Below are 23,628 nucleotides of genomic sequence, written 5' to 3'. Positions count from 1 at the left end.
CATGCGGCTAGCCGGTCACACACTAGGCACCCCGGACCACACGGTTCCCCAAGCAATTGATCTCTTCCGAGCCGCAGGTCTCGATGCCGCCGAAGTCATCTACCAAAATGACTACAAATCCGGATTGCCCCTAGGTGACCGTCGTGCCGCGATGGAGGCACTGAAAGCGGCAGAAAACGCAGGGCTCCCTATCGTAGGTCTGACGCCTTACACCACCGCCATCAACTCCCTGGACGAGGCGGAATGGCGCGCAGCAGTCGATGAATTCCGTGGAGCCATAGATACCGCACACTTGCTCGGCGCTGATCGGGTCCGTGTCTACGCCGGCTCCTGGCACCCGGGGGATACCGACCACGCGGCGCGATGGGGACAACTGCGTAGGGCGCTGGAGGCTCTTGCGCCCGAAGCAGCTCAGGCCGGCGTTCGCCTGTGCGTGGAGAACCACTTCGGCACTATGACTCAGACGGCAGCGGACACCGCTTCCTTGGTCCGGGAAATTGCCCATCCGGCCATTCGCGTGCTCTATGACCAAGCGAATCTGACCTTCACGCACGACGAAAACTACGAGGAAGCCTTCGCTGTTCAAGGCGACCTGATCGGTCACGTCCACGTGAAAGACCTCATCTTCACTGACCCCACCGCGGCCTTCCGCGCGTCGGAAACTGCCCGTGTCAACGCCTCGGAACGGGCAGTCCGTTCGCGAGTCGTCGGAAGCGGCGTTGTTCCGTGGTCCCCAATCCTCGCTTCGTTGCTACGGCACGGTTACGACGACGTACTGAGCATTGAGCTTGAATACCGTTGGCACCCGCAAGATCTCCCCGTGCCGGAGGACGGATTCCGGGAATCCGCCTCTGTCCTGCGCTCGATGCTCACTGATCTCGCTGAAGTAAGGAAAGCCTAATGAACACCAACCGCCTCCGCGTCGGAGTTGTCGGCGCCGGCAACATCGCCACGATTGCCCAACTGCCCACCCTCGTACAGCGGGACGACGTCGAGTTGGCTGCCCTGGTTTCCCGACGCGAAGATCCAAGCGGCCTGGTCCGGCGCTGGGGCTTCAATGCAGCCTACAAGACGGTGGAGGAGATGCTGGCCTCGCAGGAACTGGATGCAGTCTTCGTGCTGACCCCACGTTCCGAGCACGCCCACGCCGTCGAGCTCTGCCTTAAACGCGACGTGGACGTGTTCTGCGAGAAACCGCTCGCCCCGGCGACCAAGGAAGCGGAACGTCTGGCAGAGCTCGCCGACGAGCGGGGACGGATTCTGATGGTTGACTTCAACCGGCGCTATGCGCCCGTCTACACGGCTGGCCGGGAAGCCTTTGGGGACAAAGGGGCTACATTCTGCGTCGCCCAGAAGAACCGCCCAGGATCCGAATACCGTGCAACGTTCGAGAACGCCATTCATATGGTCGATCTCCTGCGCTGGTACTGCGGGGGCGAACCCGAACATGTAGCAGCTCACGCCGCGGGTGAAGATCCCTGGGAAGAAGACGGACTTGCAGCGACCATCCGCTTCAGCACCGGGAACACCGGCGTCCTCATGGCGGCCCGCACAGCAGGGGCATGGAACGAGAAACTGGACGCCTACGGCGACGGGAAGACCGTCGAAGTCAGGGCCCCCGAAACAGTTTCCACCACCATCGACGGCGTGACGACATCGCGGGAACTGAGCGCCGAAGCCTACGGCTGGGCTACTGCGACAGACACCCTCGGATTCTCGGCTGCCGTTCACCACTTCCTTGACCGGGTTGCTGACAGGGCACAGCCGCTTACCTCGGGCCGCGAAGCTGTTCACACCCAGCGCCTTCTGGACCAGATCCTCGCCGCGGCCGGTCTGCCCACCGAGGAGCAAACCGGGCGCGAATGGGCTAGCCACGCAGTCAACGCAAGCTGAACCGTCCGAGTTTGCCCAAGTTGCACAGGTGTCTGAAGCGGGGTCTTAGGAACTGGTGACCTGAGCCAGCCTGTCGGATATAGGGAGGTGCCAGCATGGCTCTACGTCGCCTGCCTAAGCGTGAACTACGAGTCAACGGAGCCGGGAGAAGGCCGTTGCGCGGGCGTCTCACGGCGCTTGCAGGCATCCTGCTGGTTGCCTTCAGCGCGAGAGAAGCGGTCTCGGCAGTGTCCCCGCTCCTTGGCCAGATAAGCACGGACCTTCCCTTCGACGCGGTGACCACAGGGATTCTTGGGATGCTGCCGACTTCCAGCTTCGCAGCAATGGGTTTCTTTGCGCTGCCGCTTCTGCGGCGTATCCAGCTGGAACACCTGTTACTGGTTGCGGTCCTGCTGACAACGTTTGGTCAGGTCGGCCGCGCAATGGGATGGAACGTGCTGGCATTCCTGGTGTTCACCTGCATCGCCATGCTCGGGATTGGCTTGGCCAATGTCGTGGCTCCGCCCCTGTTGATAGAGTACTTTCCCGACAAAATTGGGATTCTCGCAGTGCTCCATGTCACTCTCTTGGGTGTCAGCACGGCCGTGGCCGCCCAATTTGCCATACCTTTGGCAACTCTTTATGGCTGGCGGTTTTCCACAGGTATTTGGGCTGTCCTCAGTGCGCTTGCTGCGGTCCCTTGGCTGATTCTTCTTGCAGCCAAACGGAACGTGACCCGCCCCCGGGCCTCACCAGCCAACGATAGGCCTACGCCCCCTGCGAACCCGGTCCAACCTTGGAGATCAGCAATCGGCTGGGGCGCTGCGCTGATCTTTGCTGGTTGCTCCAGCAACACCTTCGCGGCGCTCACGTGGCTTCCCGCGGTTCTCATTGACAGAGGGATGGGACAGGAAGCTGCTGGATCCATGCTGGCGCTCTATTCAATCCTCGCCTTACCGGTCGCACTAATGGTGCCCCTCGCCGTCATGAAAATGCCCCGCCCACTACCTCTGGCAATCCTCTTTGTCGTTGCCTTCGCTGTCGGTTACGGAGGCATCATCTTCGCTCCACCAGCCTCGGCGTGGGTTTGGGTCGTCATGGCCGGGCTGGGCCAAGGCGCGTATTCCTTTGCCTTCACCATGATAAATAAGAGAACACGAACGCAATCCGGCTCAGGAAGTTTATCGGCGTTCGCCCAAGGAACCGGCTACGCACTGGCGAGCGTAGGCCCATTCTTTTTCGCACTCCTGCACCGTCCAGGGGACGGCTGGCTTCCCTCGTTCGGCATGCTCGGTGCTTGGCTCCTAGTGCTTGTAGCAGGGGCCATTATGGTCAACAAGCCACGCATGCTTGAGGATCATTGGCGGTTCCAACGCCCGTTTCCAAGACAAACGTAAGGTCCCTGAGACCCCGTTCTTAAGACACCAAGATATGCCGATGGTTCATCAAACCGATCCCATTGGCTTCTTGAAACGAACTCAAAGGAGAGATTACATGAGTAACGCTTCCGCCGGCATGGTCTTCGCGGGGCCTGTCTCATGATGACGGCGGAACAGGCCCCGCGCGTGGCGGTGGTGGGAGCGGCCGGCTGGGCCGGATCCAGGCATGCACGGGCATTCGCTCAGGCGGGCGCCAATGTCATCCATCTCGTGGAGAAGGACGAGCGGGCGTTCGCCCTGGCCCAGGAGCTTGGTGCGCATTTGCTGCCCAGCACCCATGAGCTCCCTTCTGATCAGCTGGACTTGGTCGTCATTGCCTTACCCACCACACTGCAACCGGCCATCTGTGCAGACCTGCTTAACAGGGGATTCCGGGTGCTGACGGAAAAGCCGGTGGCGGCGGATGCGGAAGGTGCTGCCATTATTGGCGCCGCTTCGGGAGTGAACGAACGGCTCATGGTGGGGTACACACTCCACCAGCATCCGATTGCTCCACTCGTCTCCCAATGGGTCCGAGACAACGAAGTGATCGCCGTTAGCGTTCGATCGGTTGCCCATAAGCAGAACGTCGATTCGTGGCGTGCTGATCCGAAAGAGGGTGGCGTTGCAGTCGTCAACGGAATTCACGCCATTGAACTGGTTTCTTCGTGGTTCGACGGTGACCCGAAAGTCTTGACCGCCAAAGCCAGCAGCAGCCTGTACGGATCTCCGGTATCGGAACACGTGCTTTCAACGCTCGAATTCCCGTCCGGAGTCGTCTTCACCTTGCAGAGCTACTGGTCCCCTTGGCAGGAGCCCCAAGGCCTCAACCAGGGCGACTGGAGCCTCACCATCGATGTTCTCACCACCGCCGGGCGGTTGTTGTGGTCCAACGATTCTCTCCGCGTGTGGGAGCGTGGTGGCGGCCAGCATGAGAAGACTTTCGACCCCTCCGATCTCTTCCTCCGCCAGGCAGAAGCCGCGCTGAGGTTCTGCGTGGGTGAAACGCCTGCCGTTACATTCTCCCAAGCGCTCCGTGCCACGGAAATCGCCGATGCAGTCCGGCGAGGGGCAGCCGCATCGGCGCCGAGGAGAGGATAGCCCATTAGCAGCATCAGAGCGGAACGAAGGACGACCGGACCAACCGTGCAATATCGAGTAAGGAAATGAACATGAAGCAAGCACCTCACTTTCCGACCACAGAAGCACGGCAGTCGAGCCGCGCCCAGAGCGGAGGGAACCCATGAGCCTCAAAGACCAGGTGGTTCTGGTAACCGGGTCCAGCGGAGGAATCGGCGACGCTGCTGTCAGCGCACTCACAGCCGCTGGAGCCATGGTCATCGGCGCTGACCGTGCCCCCAAAGAGGATCAGTCCCTGGAGGCGTTTTACCCCTTGGACATCACCGCGCAAGAACAATGCGCTGCGGTCATACAGGACATCCAGGCCAAGTACGGCCGCGTAGATGTCCTCGTTCACGCGGCCGGAGTGCTCGGCCCCACCCCGGATATAATGGACACAACCACTGAAGAGTTCGACTCCATCCTGAGAATCAATACGACAGCGACTTTCACGATGGTCCGCGAGACGGCGAAGTCCATGCTCGAGACAGGCACAGCCGGCGCGATCGTGGTCCTGTCTTCCGTTGCGGCCAAAGAAGCACGCCTCAACTACCTGCCCTATAACGCGAGCAAGCTCGCGGTCCTCCACATCATGTGGTCCTTTGCGGAATTGCTCGGACCCGACGGCATCTCCGTGAACGCGATCGCACCAGGACCGGTGAACACACCCATGTGGGCGCAATTTGCCCGAGACTCCGGCCCGGACGCGGCCGCCAACCGCGCGAAGCGCGCAGCGCAAGTGCCGATGCGTCGCTTCGCCGAGCCCGATGAAGTTGCCCGCGCCATCCTGTTCCTCTCCGATCCCGACAACCGCTACATCACGGGAGTCTCTCTCGACGTGGCGGGCGGAGCACATTTGGGAATAGGAACCTGAAGCACACCCGACAGGGGCTTCTTCTCATTGACCGCCTGTGCCGCCGAGCCATCACCTCACTCAAACCAACACCAACGCTTCAATGCTGTTCCCATCATCCTGAAGGCAATTCAGCAATCAGAGACAAGTCCCTCATCTGCCAAGGAGACAAACATAATGCGACATCATCACACGGCCCTGCACGTAACGGATATGGAGCGCAGCGAGCGTTTCTACGTGGATGGCCTCGGACTAACACGTGTGGATGCGTGGACGTCGGGACCATACATCGGAGAACTCTACGGCCGTCCCGACGTTAAGGTCAGAGCCATGCTTCTCGCTACCAGCGACGGATCCTTTCGGCTGGAACTCGCCCATGCCGAGCCGCTACTGCCGGCCGTCAATCCTTCAGAGGCGCAGCCGGGCACGGCTCACCTGGCCTTTACAGATATTGACGTGCGACAGGTATACGCCAAGATGACAGCGCTTGGTTACAGCGCGGTATCAGAACCTATTGCCCCGACCTCAGGCCCCATTGCAGGCGGGTGGTTGGTTTACCTCCTTGATCCAGACGGAAATCGTGTAGAGCTGATTCAGTCGCCCGACTGGCGTCCAAGCCAGGCCTCGTAAGTCACTGGTTAGGAATTATGCACTCAGAGTAGATGAAGCAACATGTTTGACTCGGCGCCAGCCTGTGGTGCCTGGTTCCTCGTGTGGTTTCGCACCCGCCAATTCAACCGTCAAGCAAAGGGAAGAGACACCCCTCCGTTTCCGCACCAGCCATCATCAACAACAACAAAGCAGGCCCCGTGAGCCGTTGGAAACGGTCACGGGGCCTGCCTACTGTATGGCCGAACGGTGCGGCTTAACGGTTGCCTGAGCTACCCCTTGACTCCGCCGGACGTCATGCCGGCAACAAACCAGCGCTGGAACGCCAGGAAGATTGAGAGAACGGGGATGAAAGCAACGACGATGAATGCGGCGAAGAGTCCCCAGAAGCTACCGAACCCGGTGGTTATGTATCGCACAATGCCGTTCTGAACGGTCTTCATGTCCTCTGTGGTGGCGAGGACGGTACCGACCAGGAAGTCGTTCCAGACGAAGACGAAGATGAAGATGGCCACGGCAGCGATACCAGGCCGGATGAGCGGAAGGATGATGCGCCATAAGATCTGCAGTCGCGAGCAGCCATCGATTGCGGCCGCTTCCTCGATTTCGACGGGTATGTTCTCGATGAAATTGCGTAGAAACAGGATGGTTTGTCCACAAATGATGGCCGTGTAGACGATGATCATCATCGGATAAGTGTTGATCAATGCGGTCTTGACGAACATGGAGTACAGCGCGATAAAGACCACGATCGCCGGGACCATGGACAGGACCAGGATACCTGTCATCAGAGTTTCCATGCGACGGCTCCGGTGCCTCGTGGCCACGTACGCTGCGGGGATGCAAATGACCAGAGCAAGCACGATGGAGCCGCCAGCGTAGATGAGCGAGTTCGCGAAGAAGCGGATGTTGGTCGAGGTCAACAGGCCGACAAAGCCCTCGGAAGAGATCGGGTCCGGTATCCACCGCGGCGGGAACTCGAGGGTGTCCTGGGCGGTTTTCAGCGATGTGGACACGATCCATGCAACAGGCGGAAGTACCACCGCGGCGGACAGGATGACGAAAGCCCAGGCCGGAACCCCTCGGATGAAGGCGCCGAGGCGGCGCTGGCGGCTCGAGGTTGTGGTGCTCACAGGCTTTCCTTCCGTCGGAAGCGAATGGCGACGAGTGTCAGGACGATGTTGACGGCAAAAAGCAGGAGAGCCGTTGCTGAGGCTCCAGAGAGATCGAACTTGTCGAACATCTGGTTGTATACCCGCATGGACAGCGTCTCCGTGGAACCGATCGGGCCTCCTCTTGTGGTGACAAGAATGATCGTGACCATCTGTACATAGAGCATGAGAAGAACGACCACGACGGAGACGATGGTGTTGCGTAGATAAGGGAGCGTGATGTTCACAAACCCGTGCCAAGCTCCGCCGCCGTCCACCTTCAGGCTTTCACGGAGTTCCTCCGGAATCGTTTGTAGGGCACCCAGAAAGAGGAGCATGGCTTGCGGGTAGGACCACCAGGCGGTCATCAGGGTCACTGCAACCAGGGCGCTGGTCGGTGATGAGAAAACATCGGTGGGACCGAACCCAAGGGATTTAGTGATGGCAGAAGCCGGACCATAGTTGGGGTTGAGGAACCACAGCCAGATTGTTCCTGCAGTGGCCTGCGACATCAGCCAGGGCAGCAGGAAGAGGCTCCGGACGGAGCGCTTGAAGCGATGGAGGTTGTTTAGCACGATCGCGGACAGAAGCCCTGCCGGCAAAGCGATGACCAAGGCACCGAGGGAGAACACCAAGGTTGTCCCGATGCGACTGGGGAGGTCGGAGTCCGAGAAGAGCCGGACAAAGGAATTAAGACCCGAGAATTTTCCGATCTGGTAATAAGTGGTCTCGTGGAGAGCTGTCCATGCTGTGTAGATGAGCGGCCCCACGAAGACAAAGAGGAACACAGCGGTGACAGGGACGACGTAGAGCCATACCATTCGATCCCTACGCGCCCGGCGAACGGTTTGGGTGCCTAAGGGGGAAGCAACGGGACGGCGTGAGATGCGGGGCGAGCTTTTTGTTGACATTATCTGTCCCTTCCGAGGGGAGCCTGATGTCTCAGGCTCCCCGGATATCGGGCGGCTATTTCTTGTTGGCCGCATCCTGCGCGGAATGGATAAAGTCGCTGCCCGACGAACCGTTAAGGGTCAGTTTCTGCCCGGCTTGGGAAAGACCAGTGGCAAGCGCGGTCCATGTATTGGCATAAGTGCGTGGTTCACTGTTGCTCTTGACGTAGGCGGAGATGTCATTGACGGTCTTTGCCTCAGGCGAGGAGAAGAACGGTTGCTGGTAGGTGGCGGCACGCGTGGGTACCTCACCACCCGTCGCCATGAGAGCACCGGCTTCCGGACCGGTCATGTACTCGATGAACTTCCAAGCGGCCTCCGTGTGTTTGCTGCCATTGCCTATGCCCAAGGTCCACCCGATGGTGGTGCCCGTGGTGTCTCCGGTGCTGGCTTTCGGCAAGGCTGTCCACTTGAGGTCCGGGTTTTGCGAGGCAAACGAAACTACCCGTTCCGTGCCCATAACTGCCATGGCCACCGTACCGCTTGCCATCCCGTCAGCCACGGTGCCGTACGTATCCGAAACGACATTGCTTCCCAAGGCCTTTGCATCCCTGAGCTTGGCCAGGAAGTTACCAAACTCCTCGCCCTTGGATGTAGCGAAATCTGCTTGCCCGTCTTTGTTCCACATTTCTTGATCGACCTGGGACATGAAGCAGTTAAAGAAGGTGCTGATAATCGCTGAGTTGTCGGTGTCCGAGAAGCCGGTTCCAAAGCCGGTGAAACCGGCCGCGGCAGCCTTTCGAGCAACGTCGACGACCTGATCGTAAGTGGTGGGAATGGTCGCACCGATCTGGGAAAGGATCTTCTGGTTGTAGTAAAGGGCGCAGGTCCGGTATTCATAGGGCACGGCGACCTGCTTGCCGTCCGGGCCGGCAAGAGTGTCGGTTGGCCGCAGCCAGTCAGTGACCTTGGAGGCCGCGTCAGGCAGCGGGGAGTAAACGCCGGCAGATGCCATCTGAGGAACGATTGGGGTGTACATCTTGAAAACGTCTGGAGCCTGACCAGCTGCCGCTGCTTGCGGCAGTCTGTTCAACATATCGCCCAGTGAAACAACAGAGAGGTTAATCTTGATGTCCGGGTTCGCCGCTTCGAAGTTGGCAATGTTTTCCTTTAAGGCTTTGGAGCGCGGATTAGCTTGGCTGGGGTCGAGGAAATCCCAGTAGCTGAGCGTCACGGGCCCTTGCGGTTCCGAAGGTGAGGGGGAGCAGCCGCTAAGGGTAAGGCCGGCTACAACGGCTGTGACGAGCGCCAAGCCCCATCGCTTGTTGATCATGAATTTCTCCTGTGGACTGGGTTGCTGATGCGAAAGCATGCCGTGCTCAAACGATGCCGACTGACTAGGGGCGGCCGACGGTCGGGCAGGAGATGGTAAATCATCGAGTCTCTCCTTTGAGATCGGTTGCATTGACGAAATTAGCAGTGAGATCGGTTGCTGAGATCGGTTGCAATAAATCTAGGGCCGTAAGGAGGCTCTGTCAAGGAAACCTTTGATATGGATTGTGACCACTCATTTTTTCGGTTAAACACCCGGTCCACTACCCGCGTGTCGCGGTGCAGCCGCTGAGCGTTTCGAATGCGTCGCGACATTTGTGAGTTGGGATTTCCAGAGTCCATAGGCAGCACTCTGATGCCGTGATCGCAGATGTCACGGGCTGCGGAGTGTTGTTTCCATAGGGTGAACTCGTCGAACCAGGTGCGAACTCGACGTTGCGGAGCGGCTGAAGTGAAACGTCGGGCTTCTGGCGTTCCTTCTCCTACAAACTGCCTTTTGGGTCCAAACTTGGCTGAACCCCAAATACGGCGGAAAGCGTTGGGTCGGATAACGAACCACTCGTCCAGCGGCGTCATGGACTCGAACGCCGATGAGCGATATTTGTAAATCTGGCTCTGGAACGCCACGGAGTCATGGCGAAGCGGTAGCCGGGGTCGGTTTCGAGGGCGAGTTCGAGGTATTGGTGTGCTTTGGATCCGGGCGGAATGGATCACCGCGTCCTCATCGCCGAGGTACGTACCCTCAAGGTTCCTCAAGAACCTCTCGATCCGGCGGTAGCAGACATCAATGGTGCGCCAGTCGCCGTCGAACACCTTGTCTCCAAGATGCTCTGCATGGGGCGGGGTCCCGGCACTCAGCCCAATCTGGCATGGGATCGAAGTGGCACACCCTGCGGCGAGTTGCAGGGCTGATGTTTAGGACTCGAGCGCCCCAAAGGTGGTGCTGAGGATCTCCTGGAGGCCCTGCATCTCGTCGGTCTCGGCCCAGGTTGCCAGGGCAACATCGAAGGCGCAGAGACTGGCCTGGACGATGACCTTCGCTCGGATGAGAGCGTGGTCACCGTTGAGCCTGTGAGCGACAACGGGGGTCAGGAGCTCGGCCCACTGCAGGTGCTTCTCGAAGTTGCGCGCACGGAGTGAGGGTGTGCTGGAAAGCAGCCGGATCGCGATCTTGTCACGATCGGTCTGCGCGCGGGTGCCGAGCATCGTGGAGTACGCGGCATGCAGCGACTTGATAGCGCGCTCGTCAGTCGTGCGCGCCGCGAACGCTTCAGCCACGCGCTCCCCGTAATCGGTGAGGGTACCAACAACCATGTCCTCTTTCGCCGGGAAGTACCGGTGCACACTCCTCGTGGACACACCCGCCGCGGCCGCGACCTGCTCGACGGTAACCCCCTCAAAACCACGCTCCGCGAAAAGGTCGATTGCCACATCGGAAAGTCGTTGCCTGACCACGTCGCGAGTAACGGCGCGGAGTCCTCCGCGTGGGGCATCTTGTTGGCTCATACGAACATCCTACATCTGACATGCGTGTCAGATTCTGACATATATGGCATGATATGACTTATCTACTTGGCGAAAGGGATTCACATGAAGAGACGCACGCTCGGCCAGCAAGGACTGGCCACCTCTGCCATTGGCTAAGGCTCGATGGATACTGCCCTCGGGAACGGCGCGGATTACGACACCGCATCGATTTCGGCGATACGCCGCGCTCACGAAGCTGGCGTCACGCATTTCGATACCGCCGAGCTCTACGGTTGGGGCAAGGGTGAGCGGGTGCTCGGCCAGGCCCTCGCCCCGATCCGTGACGAGGTGACGATCGCGACTAAATTCGGCTTCACGCCGGCGTTCACCCCGAACTCGCGCCTGGACCACGTGCGGGACGTTGTGGACAATAGCCTCGGACGCCTCGGCGTCGATACCATCGACGTGCTCTACCAGCACATCCACGACCCGGCAGTTCCCATCGAGGACGTTGTGGGGCTGATGGCGCAGTTCGTGGACGCCGGGAAGGTCAAGTACTTGGGCCTGTCCAACACCAGCGCCGAGAACATCCGGAAGGCCCACGCCGTCCATCCGATCAGCGTCGTGCAAACCTCTTACTCGATCTTCGACCGACAGTCCGAGGCGCTGTTCGAAGTGCTTGAGGAGCTCGGGATCGGCCTGATCGCCTACCGCCCCCTGGCCAGAGGGTTTCTCACCGGCGCCGTAAAGCCCCTCGAGGGATACCCGGCCGGTGACTTCCGCCGCAACAACCCCTGGTGGGCGCCTGGCAACTTCGAAGCGAATCTCGCGATCGCCGACGAGCTGCAGGTTCTCGCGGACGAGCGGGGAGTGACCTTGTCGCAGCTGTCTCTCGCTTGGTTGCTCACCCTTAAGCCCTACATTGTCCCCATCCCCGGCTCACGGAACCCCGAGCGCGTGACCGAAAACTCGGTTGCCTCCGAGCTCATCCTGACACCGGACGACCTCGCGCAGATCGAGCGGATCGCACCCCATGGAGCCCATGTCTAAACCTGAACCTCATGGGTCACGACAGCAGAACCCGGCGCCACAAACACCCCGCGTAGCACCGGCTTTTCCAACACTCTCCACTATCCGCCGAAACCAACTACCAGGGAATAATCTGTCAGGATCTGACGTTTCAGACCTAGACTGCCAATACGGCGCCCCCAGCGATGTGGTCGCGCTATGCATCACTACGAGAAGAAAGACACACCATGAAGACACGCACACTCGGCCAGCAAGGCCTCACGACCTCCGCGCTCGGCTACGGCTCGATGGGAATCTCCTCGTTCTACGGACCTGGCGAGGAGCACGAGGGCATCGCGGCGATCCAGAAAGCGTACGAGCTCGGCGTCACGTTCTTCGACACTGCCGAGATGTATGGCTGGGGTGAGAACGAGAAGATCGTCGGCCGTGCCGTCAAGAGCTTCCGCGACGACGTGGTCATCGCGACCAAGTTCGGCTTCACACCCGAATTTGGTCTCGACAGCCGCCCCGAGCATCTCCGCGAAGTCGTCGAGAACAGCCTCCGCTACCTCGGCATGGATCACATCGACGTCCTCTACCAGCACCGCCCCGACCCCAACGTCCCCATCGAGGAGGTCGCCGGTGCCGTGAAGGAGTTCATCGACGCCGGCAAGGTTAAGTACTTCGGCCTGAGCGAAGCCGGCCCCGACACGATGCGCCGCGCCCACGCGGTGCAGCCGGTCTCGGTCCTGCAGACCGAGTACTCCCTCTTCGATCGCGAAGTCGAGGTCCTGTTCCCGGTCCTTGACGAGCTCGGTATCGGCTTCGTGCCATACTCCCCCTTAGGACGCGGTTTCCTCACCGGCACCGCGAAACCGGGAGCCGAGTACGACCAGAGCGATATGCGCCATAGTGCAGCCCGTTGGCAGCCCGGCAACTTCGAGAAGAACCTCGACGCCACCCGCCAGCTGAGCGAACTGGCCGCCTCCAAGGGCGCGACAGTTGCGCAGCTGGCACTTGCCTGGCTGCTTGCGCAGGGCGAGCACATCGTCCCGATCCCCGGCACCCGCAGCGCCACTCGCGTCCAGGAGAACGTCGGCGCCGCAGACCTCACCCTCACTCCGGCAGATCTCAACCGCGTGAAGGAGATCCTCCCCAGCGGTGGCTTCGGCTCCCGATTCCCCGCCGGCATGAGCGCCGAATGGCAGTAACCCGCTTGACGACGCCCAAAAACCACAGGCGCGCTCCATCACAGCAAATGCTCAGGCGACGATAACTTCGCCGACATCAACAAACACCGACAAAGGAGTGCCACCATGAACATCCGCATCACCCTCCCCAACGGCGAAGCGACGGGCGAGATCATCGACTCACCCGCTGGCCGCGAACTCCTCAGCGCGCTCCCACTCACGCTCACTCTGGGAGACCTCTTCGAGCGCGAGAAGATGGGCCCCTTGCCCGTGGCCCTCGCGAACGTCACCGACCCCATCGGGGCGTACACCGTCGGCCAGATCGCCTACTGGGCCCCGAGCCAGGACATCGTCTTCTTCTACGCCGACACCGGGGATCTCTCAATCCCGGAGCCGGGCATCGTTCACCTGGGCACCATCACCACAGGCCTGGACCTGATCGCCGCTGGCGGTGATCCCTTCACCATGACCATCGAGAAAGCCTGACCAGAACCTGCTCCTGGACGAAAAGCGACCCCGTACCCCTCCCGCCATTTGATGGAAGAGCACGGGATCGGTGTTCATCTACTCGAGTGACGGCGAGAACGACGACATTCTTCCCAGGTCGCCCTTCACCCTCGAAGACGCAAGCGTCCCGCGTCCGAGAAACCCATGCACACCAGAACGAAGAGCAGGAATACGAGGGTCAGTTGTGAGGTGGAGGGGGCGCCGAAGAGCCTGAACCCGAGCCGTTCGATTTTCCCTTGTTTTGCCTATGCCTGCAGCTTCATCTGGCAGAGCATGATGGTGGCCTATCCGCCGATGATGCCCAGAGCCGAGATCTCCAGCACGGTTTTGAAGCCTGGGACGGGAATGCTGCGCCCAACCCGACGCTGAGAAGCGTAATGATATCGGTAAGGAGGAACCCGCCGTAGGGGACACCGTTGCTGCTCATCTTTCCCGTAAATCCGGGAGCGGAGCCGTTGACAGAGGCCCGCGAAATGGCCCGAACCCGCGGTGAGTACCACTCGAAGACGACCTGCACCGGGATATCGGTGAACACTCGTTCGCATAGGGCTCCGGTTTGGGGTGTCGTCCACGCTGACAATCTTTCGCCGCGTCTTCTTACGTTGATCTGCGGGTCGCCTAGTAGTGTTTCGTCGCGCCGACTGCCTCTTCCCTTTCTACGGCGGGCACAACTTCACCGTCGATGCGGCGGTTGAGATGCCAGGGGTTGGTGTCACGGAGGGGTTGAGGGAGGAGTTCCTGGGGCAGGTCTTGGTAGGCGACGGGGCGGAGGAACCGGTTGATGGCGAGGGTTCCCACGGAGGTGGTGCGGGTATCGGACGTGGCGGGGAAGGGACCGCCGTGGACCATCGCGTGGCCTACTTCGACGCCGGTGGGCCAGCCGTTCACAATGATGCGGCCCACCTTCTGTTCAAGGACGGGCAGGAGGCGTGCCGCCGTCGGATAGTCCTCTTCGGTCAGCTGCAGCGAGGCGGTGAGCTGGCCTTCAATCCGGGCGGCGGCCTGGAGCAGGTCATCGATGCTGTTGTAGCGGATTACGAGTGAGGCGGCGCCGAAGATTTCCTTGTGCAGGACGTGGTTGCTGGCGAACTGGTCCACGCCGGTGCCGAAGATGGCGGGTGCCGGGGCGTTCTTGGTGTTGCCGGGTGTGCCTTGGCCGATCAGTTCGACGCCGGCGGCGGAGCTGAGGTTTGCGGTTCCGGTGTTCCAAGAGTTGGAGATCCCTTCGGTCAGCATGGTTTGCCCCGCGCACGCGGAAACGGCGCGGCCGACGGCGGCGGCGAGTTTGTCTCCGGCCTCGCCTGCGGGGGCGAAGAGCAGACCGGGGGAGGTGCAGAGCTGCCCGGAGCTGTCGGTGACGGACGCGACGTATCGCCGGGCGAGGGCGTCGATGTCTTCAGCGGATCCCTCGAGGGTGCCTTGGAAGACGAAGACGGGGTTAAGGGAGGACATTTCGGCGTAGACCGGGATGGGTTCGGGGCGTGCAGCCGCTGTCTTCATCAGGGCGATGCCGGCCGATTGGGAGCCGGTGAAGCCGACGGCCTTGATGGCGGGGTCGGCCGCGAGGGCCTGGCCGATGCTGGCGCCGGGACCGTAGATCAGGGAGAACACGCCCGGGTGCAGCCCTGCGTCCCTGACGGCTTTAGTGACCGCATGGCCTACGAGTTCACTGGTGCCGGGATGGGCGTTGTGGGCTTTGAAGACCACAGGGCAGCCGGCGGCGAGTGCGGAGGCTGTATCACCGCCTGCGGTGGAGAACGCGAGCGGAAAGTTGCTGGCACCGAACACGGCCACGGGACCCAGAGGGATCTGGCGCTGACGGATGTCGACGCGGGGCAGCGGGGCTCGGTCTGGGAGGGCGGGGTCGATGCGCACGCCGCGGAAGTCGCCTTGCCGGACCAGACCGGCGAAGAGTCGGAGCTGCCCGGTGGTGCGGGTCCGCTCGCCCTGCAGGCGGGCCGCCGGGAGCCCGGTTTCCTGGCAGGCGCGGGTGATGAGTTCGTCACCGATGGCCTCGATATTGTCCGCGATAGCTTCGAGGAAGGACGCGTGGGCCTCCGGGACCAGGCTGCTGAAGGACGGGAAGGCCTCCTTCGCAGCGGCCGTGGCGGTCTTCAGCTGGTCTTCCGTGAGCAGCATGTATGCCGGTTCCAGCGGCTCGTTCGTGGCGGGATTGAGACCGTTTGTGGTCTTGCCGGCACCCGCAACGGGCTGTCCGGCGATAAGTGAATGTCCTGTAAGGGTCACGGTGGTTCCTCGGAGGTTGGTGGCGGCCAGGGGGAGGTGCCGGGTAAACGGCAGCGGCGGTTGCCGCTGCCGTTTACCCCTTGACTGCTCCGGCGCTCAGTCCCTGGACCAGGAATTTCTGGACGTAGGCGAAGAGGAGCACTACGGGGATGATGGCGATGACGCCGCCTGCGGCAAGGGCTCCGAAGTCGGCGCCGAATTCGCCCAAAAGGTAGCTGAGGCCGACGGGGACGGTGAATTGGTCTTGGCTGCTGATGAACATGATCGCGAAGAGGAAGTTGTTCCAGGCGCTGATGAAGGCGAAGGAACCAACAGCAACGATTCCGGGTTTCAGGAGGGGCAAGACGACCAGCCGGAAGGCCTGGATGCGGGTGCAGCCGTCTACCCAGGCAGCTTCTTCCAGTTCCACGGGGACGTTCCTAATGAATCCTGACATCAGGATCAGGGACAGTGGAAGGTGGAAGACGGTGTCCGAGATGATGAGGCTCCAGAGGCTGTTGGTGAGCCCGACCCCGTTGAAGATCTCGAAGAGTGGGATGAGCATCATCGCCCCCGGTACGAACTGGGTGCAGAGCATGGCTACCAGGAAGAATGTTTTGCCGCGGAACTTGAATCGGGCAAGCGCGTAGCCGCCTAGGAGGGCGACGACGGTGGAGGTCAGCAGGCTCATGACGGCAACGAAGAGGCTGTTCTTGAAGTAGATCCCGAACCCGGACCCGTTCCATACCGTCTCGAAGTGTTCGAACGTGATTGGCCACGGGACCAGGGACGTTGATCCTGTAGGCCGGAATGCGAAAAGCAGCATCCAATAGAACGGTACGAGCGTGAAGATGAGGAACAACGCCAGCGGCACGTAGGTCAGGATCCGGTCGATGCGCCGGGCGCGCTTCTTCAGGGGGCTCAGTGGCCGGTAGGCGCCGTGGTCACCCGCCTGGAGGCGGGGCGGTGCAGTTTGGGGAAGCAAGGAGGTCATTTGTCATCCTCTTTGGACTTGGTAATACGCAGATAGACCAGCGAAAAGAAGGTCAGGATCAGGAAGGCCACCACCGTGAGTGCAGAACCGTAGCCGAAGTCGCGGTCATGGATAGCCGTCTGCGCGACATAGAGGGGCAGAGTTGTGGTAGCTCCTGCGGGGCCACCACCAGTCAGCGTATACAGCAGGTCAACGTTGTTGAACTCCCACACAGCCCGAAGTAAACCTGCGACGACCACTGCCTGCCGGATATGGGGCCAGGTGATGGAGAGAAATTTCCTCCAGGTGCCTGCCCCGTCGACTTCAGCCGATTCGTAGAGTTCCAAGGACACGGATTGGAGGTCGGCCAGAATCAGAATGGCGAAGAAGGGGATCCCTTTCCACATTTCGGCGAGCACGACAGCCCAAAACGTTGTCCCGCTGCCTGAGAGGAGGGAGACGCCGTATTCCCCGATTCCGATGTCTGCGAGGTAGCGGCCGACCCCGGTGGAGGGGTTGTAGATCAGTATCCAGATGGTGGTGGTGAGGATGCCGGAAACAGCCCAGGGTGAGAAGACCAATGAACGTGCAATGGCTCGTCCTACGAAGGTCTTGTTGATAAGGAGCGCCAACGCCAGACCAAAAATGAACTGTAGTCCGACCTCTACCGCCACCCACTGGAGGGTGAAGATCAGGCTTCGCCAGAAGAGGGGATCTTGGCTCAAGGCCACGAAGTTGTCCATACCAGCGAAGCCGTCGTTCCACGGCTGGGTGACGTTCGAGTTCTGGAGGCTGTAATAGAAGACGCTGCCGACCGGGTACACGAGGAACACCAGTGTCAAGATCGCTGCTGGGCCGATCAGGAAGTAGGGGTAGAAGCGTCGCAGCCGAGCGTTCGCTTTTGGTCGGGTCAGACGTCCAGGCCGGTTGGGGGTTATGACAGTCATGGCGTCACTTCTTCATGTACTTCTGTTGGGCCTTCGTCAGCTTCATGGCCGATTGGGTTAGGAAGTCCTTGACTGAGAGCTGCCCCTGAAGCACGCGCTGCCATTCAGGAAGCATCTCCGTGGTGGTGATCGAGTTGAACTCCGGCAGGTAGAAGGGCTGTTCAAGGACAACGGCGTCTTTATTTTCGACGGCCTTAATGGACGTCTGCATCGCGGGGTTGTCGGTTACCCATGCTTCCTTGGCGACTTCGAGGTTTCCGGGGAGGTATCCGGATTTCTGGGCCCAGAAGCTGTTGCCTTCAGTGCTCATGGTGTACTCGAGGAATTTCCAGGCGGCTTCCTTGTGTTTGCTGGCCTCGAACATCGCGAATCCTGTGGTCATCCGTCCCGTCAGGACGGACTTGCCGGACTTGGAAGGGAAGGGCGCAACAGCTGCGACTTTGTCCGCTCCCAGGGCTGTGACGTGGGTGGGGTAGGAGCCGATGCTGTGGCTGAGCATGGCAGCTCCGCCGGCACCGAATTGGGCGACCATCGTTTTGAAGTCAGCGGTCAGGTCACTCTCAGCGGTGTCCTTGCCGTACAGGTCAACGTAGTCCTGCGCAGCGGCGATGACTGCGGGATCGTCAAGGGTGGAGGTTCCGTCTTCCCGGAAGAATTTGTCGACACCCGCTTGCGGATAGACCATCTCTACGAACTGGGAGAAGAAGCCGTTGCCGCCGCGCAAGGTGTAGCCGAATTTGCCGGCGGACTTGTCGGTCATTTTGTCCGCTGCGCCATAGAAGTCGTCCCAGGAGGTGGGGGCGGACAATCCGGCGTTCTTGTAGAAGTCTGAGCGGTAGTAGATGACGTCCGCCAAGCTCGTGGCCGGGGTCAGGTACAGCTTTCCGTCTGGCGCTGCAGCTTTGGAGGACTGCGTCATTGCCGGGGAGATCTTGTCGTTCCATCCGCCACTTTGGAACTTCTCGTCCAGCGGTGCCAGTGCCTTCTGTGCCACCAGCGCAGAGATGTCGGATGCCTTAGGGGTAATGATGTCCGGTGTCGCCTTCGTGGCGATGGCGGTGCTGATCTTCTGCATGTAGGAGTCCGTCGGCAGGCCAAGGTAATTGACCTTGATGGACGGATTCTTCTCCTCGAACATGCTGATCAGTTTTTTGAGGTTTTCGGTGCGCTCGGGGCGGGTATCGGTATCCCAAAGTTCGAGCGTGACAGGACCACTGTCCTCTGCCGACTTCTCCGCGCCGCTGCCGGAACCGCAAGCCGTCAGTCCCAGTACGCCCGCGAGCAGGAATGCCACTGCCAGGGCAGGCCCAGAGCTACGGGTCTTGGCGAGCGATGGCCCCTTGTTCTTACGCATCATTGCGTTCCTCTCGATGGAATGTTGTCGAAGAGCAGGCCTCAATGTGCCGCTACTCATACATCGTATACTACATACGATCTTCCTGATATGATTATTTTGTCGAAAGGAATTTATTGTGAGTATGGAAGTCGTTTCTGGCGCTCTATTGCCGGCATCGTCGCGGACGCACCTCGTTGTGGAGGCACTCCGGCGCTCGATCCTGACCGGTGAGCTACCCGCTGGGCAGGCTCTGGTTGAGACTGAGCTGGCGCGCCGGTTTGGAATATCGAAGACGCCGGTCAGGGAGGCCTTGAAAACGTTGGCTGGCGCCGGTCTGGTGACGATGAGCGAATATAAGGGCGCTACTGTCCGTGTAGTCGATGAGGAGATGGCCAGGAGCGTCTTCGACGTTCGTTCCCTTTTGGAGCCCGTCGCTGTTGCACGAACGGTCGGGAGGGGTTTCGACGTGGACCGGGCACAGGCGGCGCTTGACCGTGCGGCCGGAGCAGCAGACGAAGCTGAGCGAAGCCTGGCCAACAGGGATTTCCATCAACTTCTCTACTCCAACTGCGGCAATACTGTTCTGACTCAGATGCTCGATGGGCTCCGGGAACAGACGGCCCTCATTTCGGCGAACGCCTGGATTAAGCAGCACTCCTGGGAGGAAGAGGCAGCCGAGCACGCGGAAATCCTCGCAGCGGCACGGAGCGGAGACGGCGGTGTGGCCGCCGAACTCGTCCTCAACCACATCAACAGCTTCGCCGCCCGCGCTGTCGCACAGATTACCAAGGGGCGATCATGACTTTCACCAAACTCCGGACAGCACTGGCCGACGTCATTGCCATCCCTGTGACGCCTTACAAGGATGGGGCCCTGGACATCTCAACGTTCAAGATGCTCCTGCGTCGGCTGATCGACAGCGGTGTCACGACCATCACCCCGAACGGGAATACAAGTGAGTTCTACGCTCTGACAACGGCGGAACGCCATGCCCTTATTCAGGCGTCGGCCGACGCGACGGGTGATGACGCTTTCCTGCTCCTGGGCATCGGGCATGACATTCAGACAGCCACGACAGACGCACGGCTCGGCAGGGGGATGGGCATCCCGATGGCCATGATCCACCAGCCCACGCACCCACACATCTCCACTGCAGGCTGGGTTGAATACCATGCCCAGATTGCCTCAGCTGTCCCCGATATGGGCTTCGTCCTCTATATACGCAATGAGTGGGTGACTGCGTCCATGCTGGTGGAGTTGTCCGATCGATGCCCGAACATCATCGGGATCAAATACGCAGTACCGGACCCTACGCAGTTCGCAAGAATTCGGGATCTTGCAGGCGCTAACCGTTTCGTCTGGGTTGCCGGCTTGGCTGAACCCTATGCTCTGTCCTACGCCGCACACGGGGCGGCAGGATTCACCTCGGGACTCGTCAATGTAAACCCGGAGCTGTCACTTGCCCTTCGTGACGCCCTGCGCGATGGGGACTATGCATTAGCTGGTTCGTTGCTGGCCAGGATATCCAGATTTGAGGAACTGCGGGCCGAGCACCGGTCCGCCAACAATGTCAGCGTGGTCAAGGAAGCCCTCGCGCAGCTGGGTCTGTGTGACCGGTCCATCCGGCCACCGAGCCGCGAAGTGAACGATTCCGAAAGAAACGAAATCGCCGGCATCCTCGCCGACTGGGCCACCACGCACAACCTCCTCCCCGCACAGCGTCGTCCCTCGGAAACGGCAGTGGTCGCATGAAAATCACCGGCTTCAAGACCTTCATGCAGCGGGTCGGAAACCGCCCACGACTGCTCCTGCGGATAGACACCGATGAAGGGATTTCCGGATGGGGCGAGGCGTACAACCACGGCCCCGACTGGGCCTTGGTGCCGGTCCTGGACTACCTATTTGAGCAGGTCAAGGGCGATGATCCCCGGCGCGTGGAGTACGTGACACAAAAACTCATCCGCAAAGCCCGGTTCCCACAAGGAGCCATCGGCCTGGCCGCAATCTCCGCCGTGGACCATGCCCTGTGGGACATCGCGGCGAAAGCCCTCGGCGTTCCGGTCTACGCCCTGCTCGGCGGATCAGTGCGTGACCGCATCTCCGTCTACGCCGGCGTCTACTCAGCCCCCGAACCCGCCCACTGCCGGGACATCACACAAGAACTCAACGAACAATACGGCTTTACAGCTTTCAAACTGAGCCCCTTCCGCGGAGACCTGCACGGCCGACGCTGGGGGCTGATAGTTAGGGAAACGGCTGACTACTTCGCCGGTGTAAGGGAAGCCTGCTCCGAAGCATGGGATTTCGCCTTTGATGCCCACGCCAAGATTTTCGAGCCTTACCAGGCAATCCAACTCGGCAATGCCCTCGCGCCATACCAACCTCTCTTCTTCGAAGAGCCCATTCGGCCCGAATACTTCCCCGCGTGGCACAGGCTCCGCGCCGAACTTCAGATCCCCCTCGCCACGGGCGAGAGCCTCTACTCAGCAAACGAGTTCCTGAGCCTGCTCACGGGCGCGGGAGCGGACATCATTCAGCCGGACATCTGCGTTGTCGGTGGAATATCGCAGATGCGGAGAATCGCCACTATCGCCGAAGCGCACTTCACCACCGTGGCACCCCACAACCCCATGGGCCCGCTCGCAGTCGCCCACAACCTCCACTTCGCCGCAGCCTGTAGCAACTTCTCCATCCTGGAATACAAACTCGAAGAAACCACCTGGTGCCCAGATCCCTACCTCCCAGTTGACGGGCACCTCGAACTGCGCCCTGACCGTCCCGGCTGGGGAATCGAAATCGATGAAGCTGCACTGGGCACTGATGACTATGTCCATTGGGAGCGGCAGCTTCCAGTCCGGCCCGATGGATCCTTGGCCTATTGCTAGGAGGACCATCGCGGGAGTGAAGATTTCCAGGCCTGCGGCGGATCTGGGCTCTGCCCCGGGGGAGGAGAAACGGATGCCGAGCCCCGGTATTGGCAAGGCGGATGGGCCGCTGTCAGCGGGGCTCCGGCTCTCCCTGCCAGGATCCCGGGACACAACGTGCGGGAATGCGGCCGGTGCGGTTCGACGGGCACCGACCAAGGGCCATAACGCTAAATCAGCTCGGGTCCTGCATTTTCAAGATCAGGGAGTGTTGCGGAGAGGTTCTGTATTGAGTACGGACCTTTCCGCACAGGCTGTGCAGTTCTTGATGGGCTGTCCCCATCTACTGGCGACGTATTCCAACACGATCCCGGATGGGGCAGCCTGCCGGGAGGGCATTGCCGGAGCTCGCCCTCGCTGACCCCGACCATCCTGACCACGCTGGCTGCATGGTGTGGCCGAAGTTCGTCAAGCTACTCAGTTATGCGGAGATCGCCACAGAAAACGCCCTCCTGACACCATTTGTTCGCATCCGGGAACAACCTACCCGTCAGCGGGCTAACCAACCTCCCTGGGCAGTACAACTAGGCGCCGTTATCGCCACCACACCCCGAAAGATGGCCACCCCCGCGTCGTCGTGACAGGACATTCGATGGGAACCGGTTCACATCCTAACGCGCCGTTCAACACCCGGACCTGAATCCAACGTTCTGCTCATCGGCCTTTCGTAGACCCAACATTTCTACCGATTTCACCGTTCCTGCTCGTAAAGCATAGGGTCGTGTCCCGCGACCGGCAGCCCCTGGCTTGACGAAAGACCAAATGGCGGAGATGGAAATACTCTAGTGACGAAAGCCACAATTCGGAATTGGTACAGGCGCGTGGCCTAACGCTTCTAGGTTAGCGTCTCTCCATACGGGGCTTATTTCGCTCATATCGAGTGCTGAGGCAGATTCACTGCGTCAGCAGTCGGACTTGTCGCCGATCGGGAAGCAGGTTGCTTGTCTCAGTCATCTCATGAATACGACCTGGTTCTCGCGTTCACGACCCTGATTTTGACGAACCGCTTGCAGCCTCGTGACGAGACTTGATCACGCTGGACACCGGCCGCGAAGAAACCTTGAATGTCCGCGATCTGGCCGACAGCGTTCGGTCACCCTTCCGTCAGTCTGACTTGACGGCACCACAGGGTGCGTGAGAGATCTAGAGGGATGGAGTGAAGAGTGCCCAATAAAACGTTGTTTGAGGTTCCACATAGGAATCGATATTTCGAGGACTATACCGTCGGGACGGCATACGAATTCGGCGTGGAAGAAGTTACTGAACAGGAAATCATCTCCTTCGCTGAACGTTACGACCCGCAGTTCATCCACGTCGATCCAGTTGCTGCCGCTAACGGACCATTTGGCGGTCTTATCGCGTCAGGATGGTTGACTGCGGGATTGACCATGCGACTATTCATCGGAAACTTCTACAATGAGCGCGCCGGTCTGGGAGGCGCGGGCATCGAGGAATTAAGGTTCCTTGAACCGGTGCGGCCGGGGGATATGTTGAGTCTGCGCTGCACGGTTCAGTCGAAGAGGGTATCGCGCAGCAAGCCTGATCGGGGGGTTCTCACATTTTTCTTGGAAACGCTGCGGCAGGACATGACCGTGGTCGCCACCATGACGACGACATCGATCATGCTGTTGCGGGGGTCTGGTCCTTGCTGACCCCGCCAATTCATCGGCGTCCAATACGTCATCCACGTCGATGGCGGTCGGATCGCCAACTAACACTTCAACCTCCCGTCGGCCCGTGATCAAACACCTTTGGGTTGACCGAAGTTGCATCCTTCTGAGTGAGTCCTTAGCGCCACTTCCGGTG

At 60.4% G+C, this 23,628-nt stretch carries 21 protein-coding genes; 13 read left to right on the top strand and 8 right to left on the bottom strand.

Features of this window, described 5'->3' with window-relative positions:
* Position 1 precedes the first annotated feature (1 nt).
* The 6 genes from J7I86_RS06030 to J7I86_RS06005 all read left to right on the top strand — a co-directional run bounded on the left by J7I86_RS06030 (position 2) and on the right by J7I86_RS06005 (position 5,892).
* A complete protein-coding gene (locus tag J7I86_RS06030) occupies positions 2-901 on the top strand; it encodes a sugar phosphate isomerase/epimerase (protein WP_214817363.1) in 900 nt (299 codons plus the stop codon).
* Positions 901-1,893 (top strand): Gfo/Idh/MocA family protein, encoded by a 993-nt coding sequence (locus tag J7I86_RS06025; protein ID WP_214817360.1) that lies wholly within the window; start codon positions 901-903, stop codon positions 1,891-1,893. Before J7I86_RS06030 ends, J7I86_RS06025 begins: the two co-directional genes overlap by 1 nt.
* Positions 1,894-1,988: 95 nt before the next feature.
* Positions 1,989-3,269, top strand: a complete 1,281-nt coding sequence (locus J7I86_RS06020) for a CynX/NimT family MFS transporter (protein WP_286179419.1) — start codon at positions 1,989-1,991, stop codon at positions 3,267-3,269.
* Positions 3,270-3,410: 141 nt separating this feature from the next.
* Complete coding sequence (locus tag J7I86_RS06015; protein WP_214817358.1) at positions 3,411-4,391, top strand: Gfo/Idh/MocA family protein; 981 nt, start codon at positions 3,411-3,413, stop codon at positions 4,389-4,391.
* 142 nt (positions 4,392-4,533) lie between these two features.
* Positions 4,534-5,283: an SDR family NAD(P)-dependent oxidoreductase gene (locus J7I86_RS06010; protein ID WP_214817355.1), complete on the top strand. Its 750-nt coding sequence runs from the start codon at positions 4,534-4,536 to the stop codon at positions 5,281-5,283.
* A 156-nt stretch (positions 5,284-5,439) separates the two neighbouring features.
* Positions 5,440-5,892 carry a VOC family protein gene (locus J7I86_RS06005; protein WP_214817340.1) on the top strand — a complete coding sequence of 151 codons (453 nt, stop codon included), beginning with the start codon at positions 5,440-5,442 and terminating at the stop codon, positions 5,890-5,892.
* A gap of 251 nt (positions 5,893-6,143) precedes the next feature.
* On the opposite strand, the gene J7I86_RS06000 is transcribed toward J7I86_RS06005, so the two are convergent.
* The 4 genes from J7I86_RS06000 to J7I86_RS05985 all read right to left on the bottom strand — a co-directional run bounded on the left by J7I86_RS06000 (position 6,144) and on the right by J7I86_RS05985 (position 10,750).
* Positions 6,144-7,004 (bottom strand): carbohydrate ABC transporter permease, encoded by an 861-nt coding sequence (locus J7I86_RS06000; RefSeq protein WP_214817337.1) that lies wholly within the window; start codon positions 7,002-7,004, stop codon positions 6,144-6,146.
* The gene (locus J7I86_RS05995) at positions 7,001-7,933 is read right to left on the bottom strand and encodes a carbohydrate ABC transporter permease (protein ID WP_286179418.1); all 933 of its coding nucleotides are present in this window, start codon (positions 7,931-7,933) and stop codon (positions 7,001-7,003) included. Before J7I86_RS05995 ends, J7I86_RS06000 begins: the two co-directional genes overlap by 4 nt.
* Before the next feature lie 55 nt (positions 7,934-7,988).
* Positions 7,989-9,245, bottom strand: coding sequence for an ABC transporter substrate-binding protein (locus tag J7I86_RS05990; protein ID WP_286179417.1), 1,257 nt, complete (start codon positions 9,243-9,245; stop codon positions 7,989-7,991).
* Positions 9,246-10,159: 914 nt separating this feature from the next.
* Positions 10,160-10,750: a TetR family transcriptional regulator gene (locus J7I86_RS05985; RefSeq protein ID WP_214817317.1), complete on the bottom strand. Its 591-nt coding sequence runs from the start codon at positions 10,748-10,750 to the stop codon at positions 10,160-10,162.
* A 144-nt stretch (positions 10,751-10,894) separates the two neighbouring features.
* Here J7I86_RS05985 and J7I86_RS05980 point away from each other — a divergent pair, with 144 nt between their 5' ends.
* From J7I86_RS05980 to J7I86_RS05970, 3 genes are all read left to right on the top strand, one after another.
* Positions 10,895-11,761, top strand: a complete 867-nt coding sequence (locus tag J7I86_RS05980) for an aldo/keto reductase (RefSeq protein ID WP_214817315.1) — start codon at positions 10,895-10,897, stop codon at positions 11,759-11,761.
* 206 nt (positions 11,762-11,967) lie between these two features.
* Complete coding sequence (locus J7I86_RS05975) at positions 11,968-12,930, top strand: aldo/keto reductase (protein ID WP_214817301.1); 963 nt, start codon at positions 11,968-11,970, stop codon at positions 12,928-12,930.
* A 105-nt stretch (positions 12,931-13,035) separates the two neighbouring features.
* On the top strand, positions 13,036-13,395 hold the full coding sequence (locus tag J7I86_RS05970; protein ID WP_214817281.1) for a cyclophilin-like fold protein: 360 nt from the start codon (positions 13,036-13,038) through the stop codon (positions 13,393-13,395).
* A gap of 639 nt (positions 13,396-14,034) precedes the next feature.
* Here the strand turns inward: J7I86_RS05970 and J7I86_RS05965 are convergent.
* From J7I86_RS05965 to J7I86_RS05950, 4 genes are all read right to left on the bottom strand, one after another.
* Positions 14,035-15,663, bottom strand: coding sequence for an aldehyde dehydrogenase (NADP(+)) (locus J7I86_RS05965; RefSeq protein ID WP_214817278.1), 1,629 nt, complete (start codon positions 15,661-15,663; stop codon positions 14,035-14,037).
* A 73-nt stretch (positions 15,664-15,736) separates the two neighbouring features.
* The gene (locus J7I86_RS05960) at positions 15,737-16,636 is read right to left on the bottom strand and encodes a carbohydrate ABC transporter permease (RefSeq protein ID WP_214817275.1); all 900 of its coding nucleotides are present in this window, start codon (positions 16,634-16,636) and stop codon (positions 15,737-15,739) included.
* Positions 16,633-17,562 (bottom strand): carbohydrate ABC transporter permease, encoded by a 930-nt coding sequence (locus J7I86_RS05955; RefSeq protein WP_214817272.1) that lies wholly within the window; start codon positions 17,560-17,562, stop codon positions 16,633-16,635. Before J7I86_RS05955 ends, J7I86_RS05960 begins: the two co-directional genes overlap by 4 nt.
* Before the next feature lie 4 nt (positions 17,563-17,566).
* Positions 17,567-18,919 (bottom strand): ABC transporter substrate-binding protein, encoded by a 1,353-nt coding sequence (locus tag J7I86_RS05950; RefSeq protein WP_214817269.1) that lies wholly within the window; start codon positions 18,917-18,919, stop codon positions 17,567-17,569.
* Positions 18,920-19,040: 121 nt separating this feature from the next.
* Between J7I86_RS05950 and J7I86_RS05945 the strand changes: the two genes are divergently transcribed.
* The 4 genes from J7I86_RS05945 (at position 19,041) to J7I86_RS05930 (ending at position 23,474) form a co-directional block, all read left to right on the top strand.
* Entirely contained in the window at positions 19,041-19,700 is a 660-nt protein-coding gene (locus J7I86_RS05945) for a GntR family transcriptional regulator (RefSeq protein WP_286179426.1), read from the top strand.
* A complete protein-coding gene (locus tag J7I86_RS05940) occupies positions 19,697-20,650 on the top strand; it encodes a dihydrodipicolinate synthase family protein (protein ID WP_214817263.1) in 954 nt (317 codons plus the stop codon). Before J7I86_RS05945 ends, J7I86_RS05940 begins: the two co-directional genes overlap by 4 nt.
* Positions 20,647-21,783: a mandelate racemase/muconate lactonizing enzyme family protein gene (locus J7I86_RS05935; RefSeq protein WP_214817260.1), complete on the top strand. Its 1,137-nt coding sequence runs from the start codon at positions 20,647-20,649 to the stop codon at positions 21,781-21,783. Before J7I86_RS05940 ends, J7I86_RS05935 begins: the two co-directional genes overlap by 4 nt.
* A gap of 1,202 nt (positions 21,784-22,985) precedes the next feature.
* Complete coding sequence (locus tag J7I86_RS05930) at positions 22,986-23,474, top strand: MaoC family dehydratase (RefSeq protein WP_214817256.1); 489 nt, start codon at positions 22,986-22,988, stop codon at positions 23,472-23,474.
* Positions 23,475-23,628 lie beyond the last annotated feature (154 nt).

Origin of the sequence: Arthrobacter sp. ISL-95 (assembly GCF_018613695.1) — a bacterium.
In the GTDB taxonomy this organism is placed as follows: Bacteria; Actinomycetota; Actinomycetes; order Actinomycetales; family Micrococcaceae; genus Arthrobacter.
The sequence above is the reverse complement of the archived record's forward strand: the minus strand, read 5'-3'. Positions and strand labels throughout refer to the sequence as shown.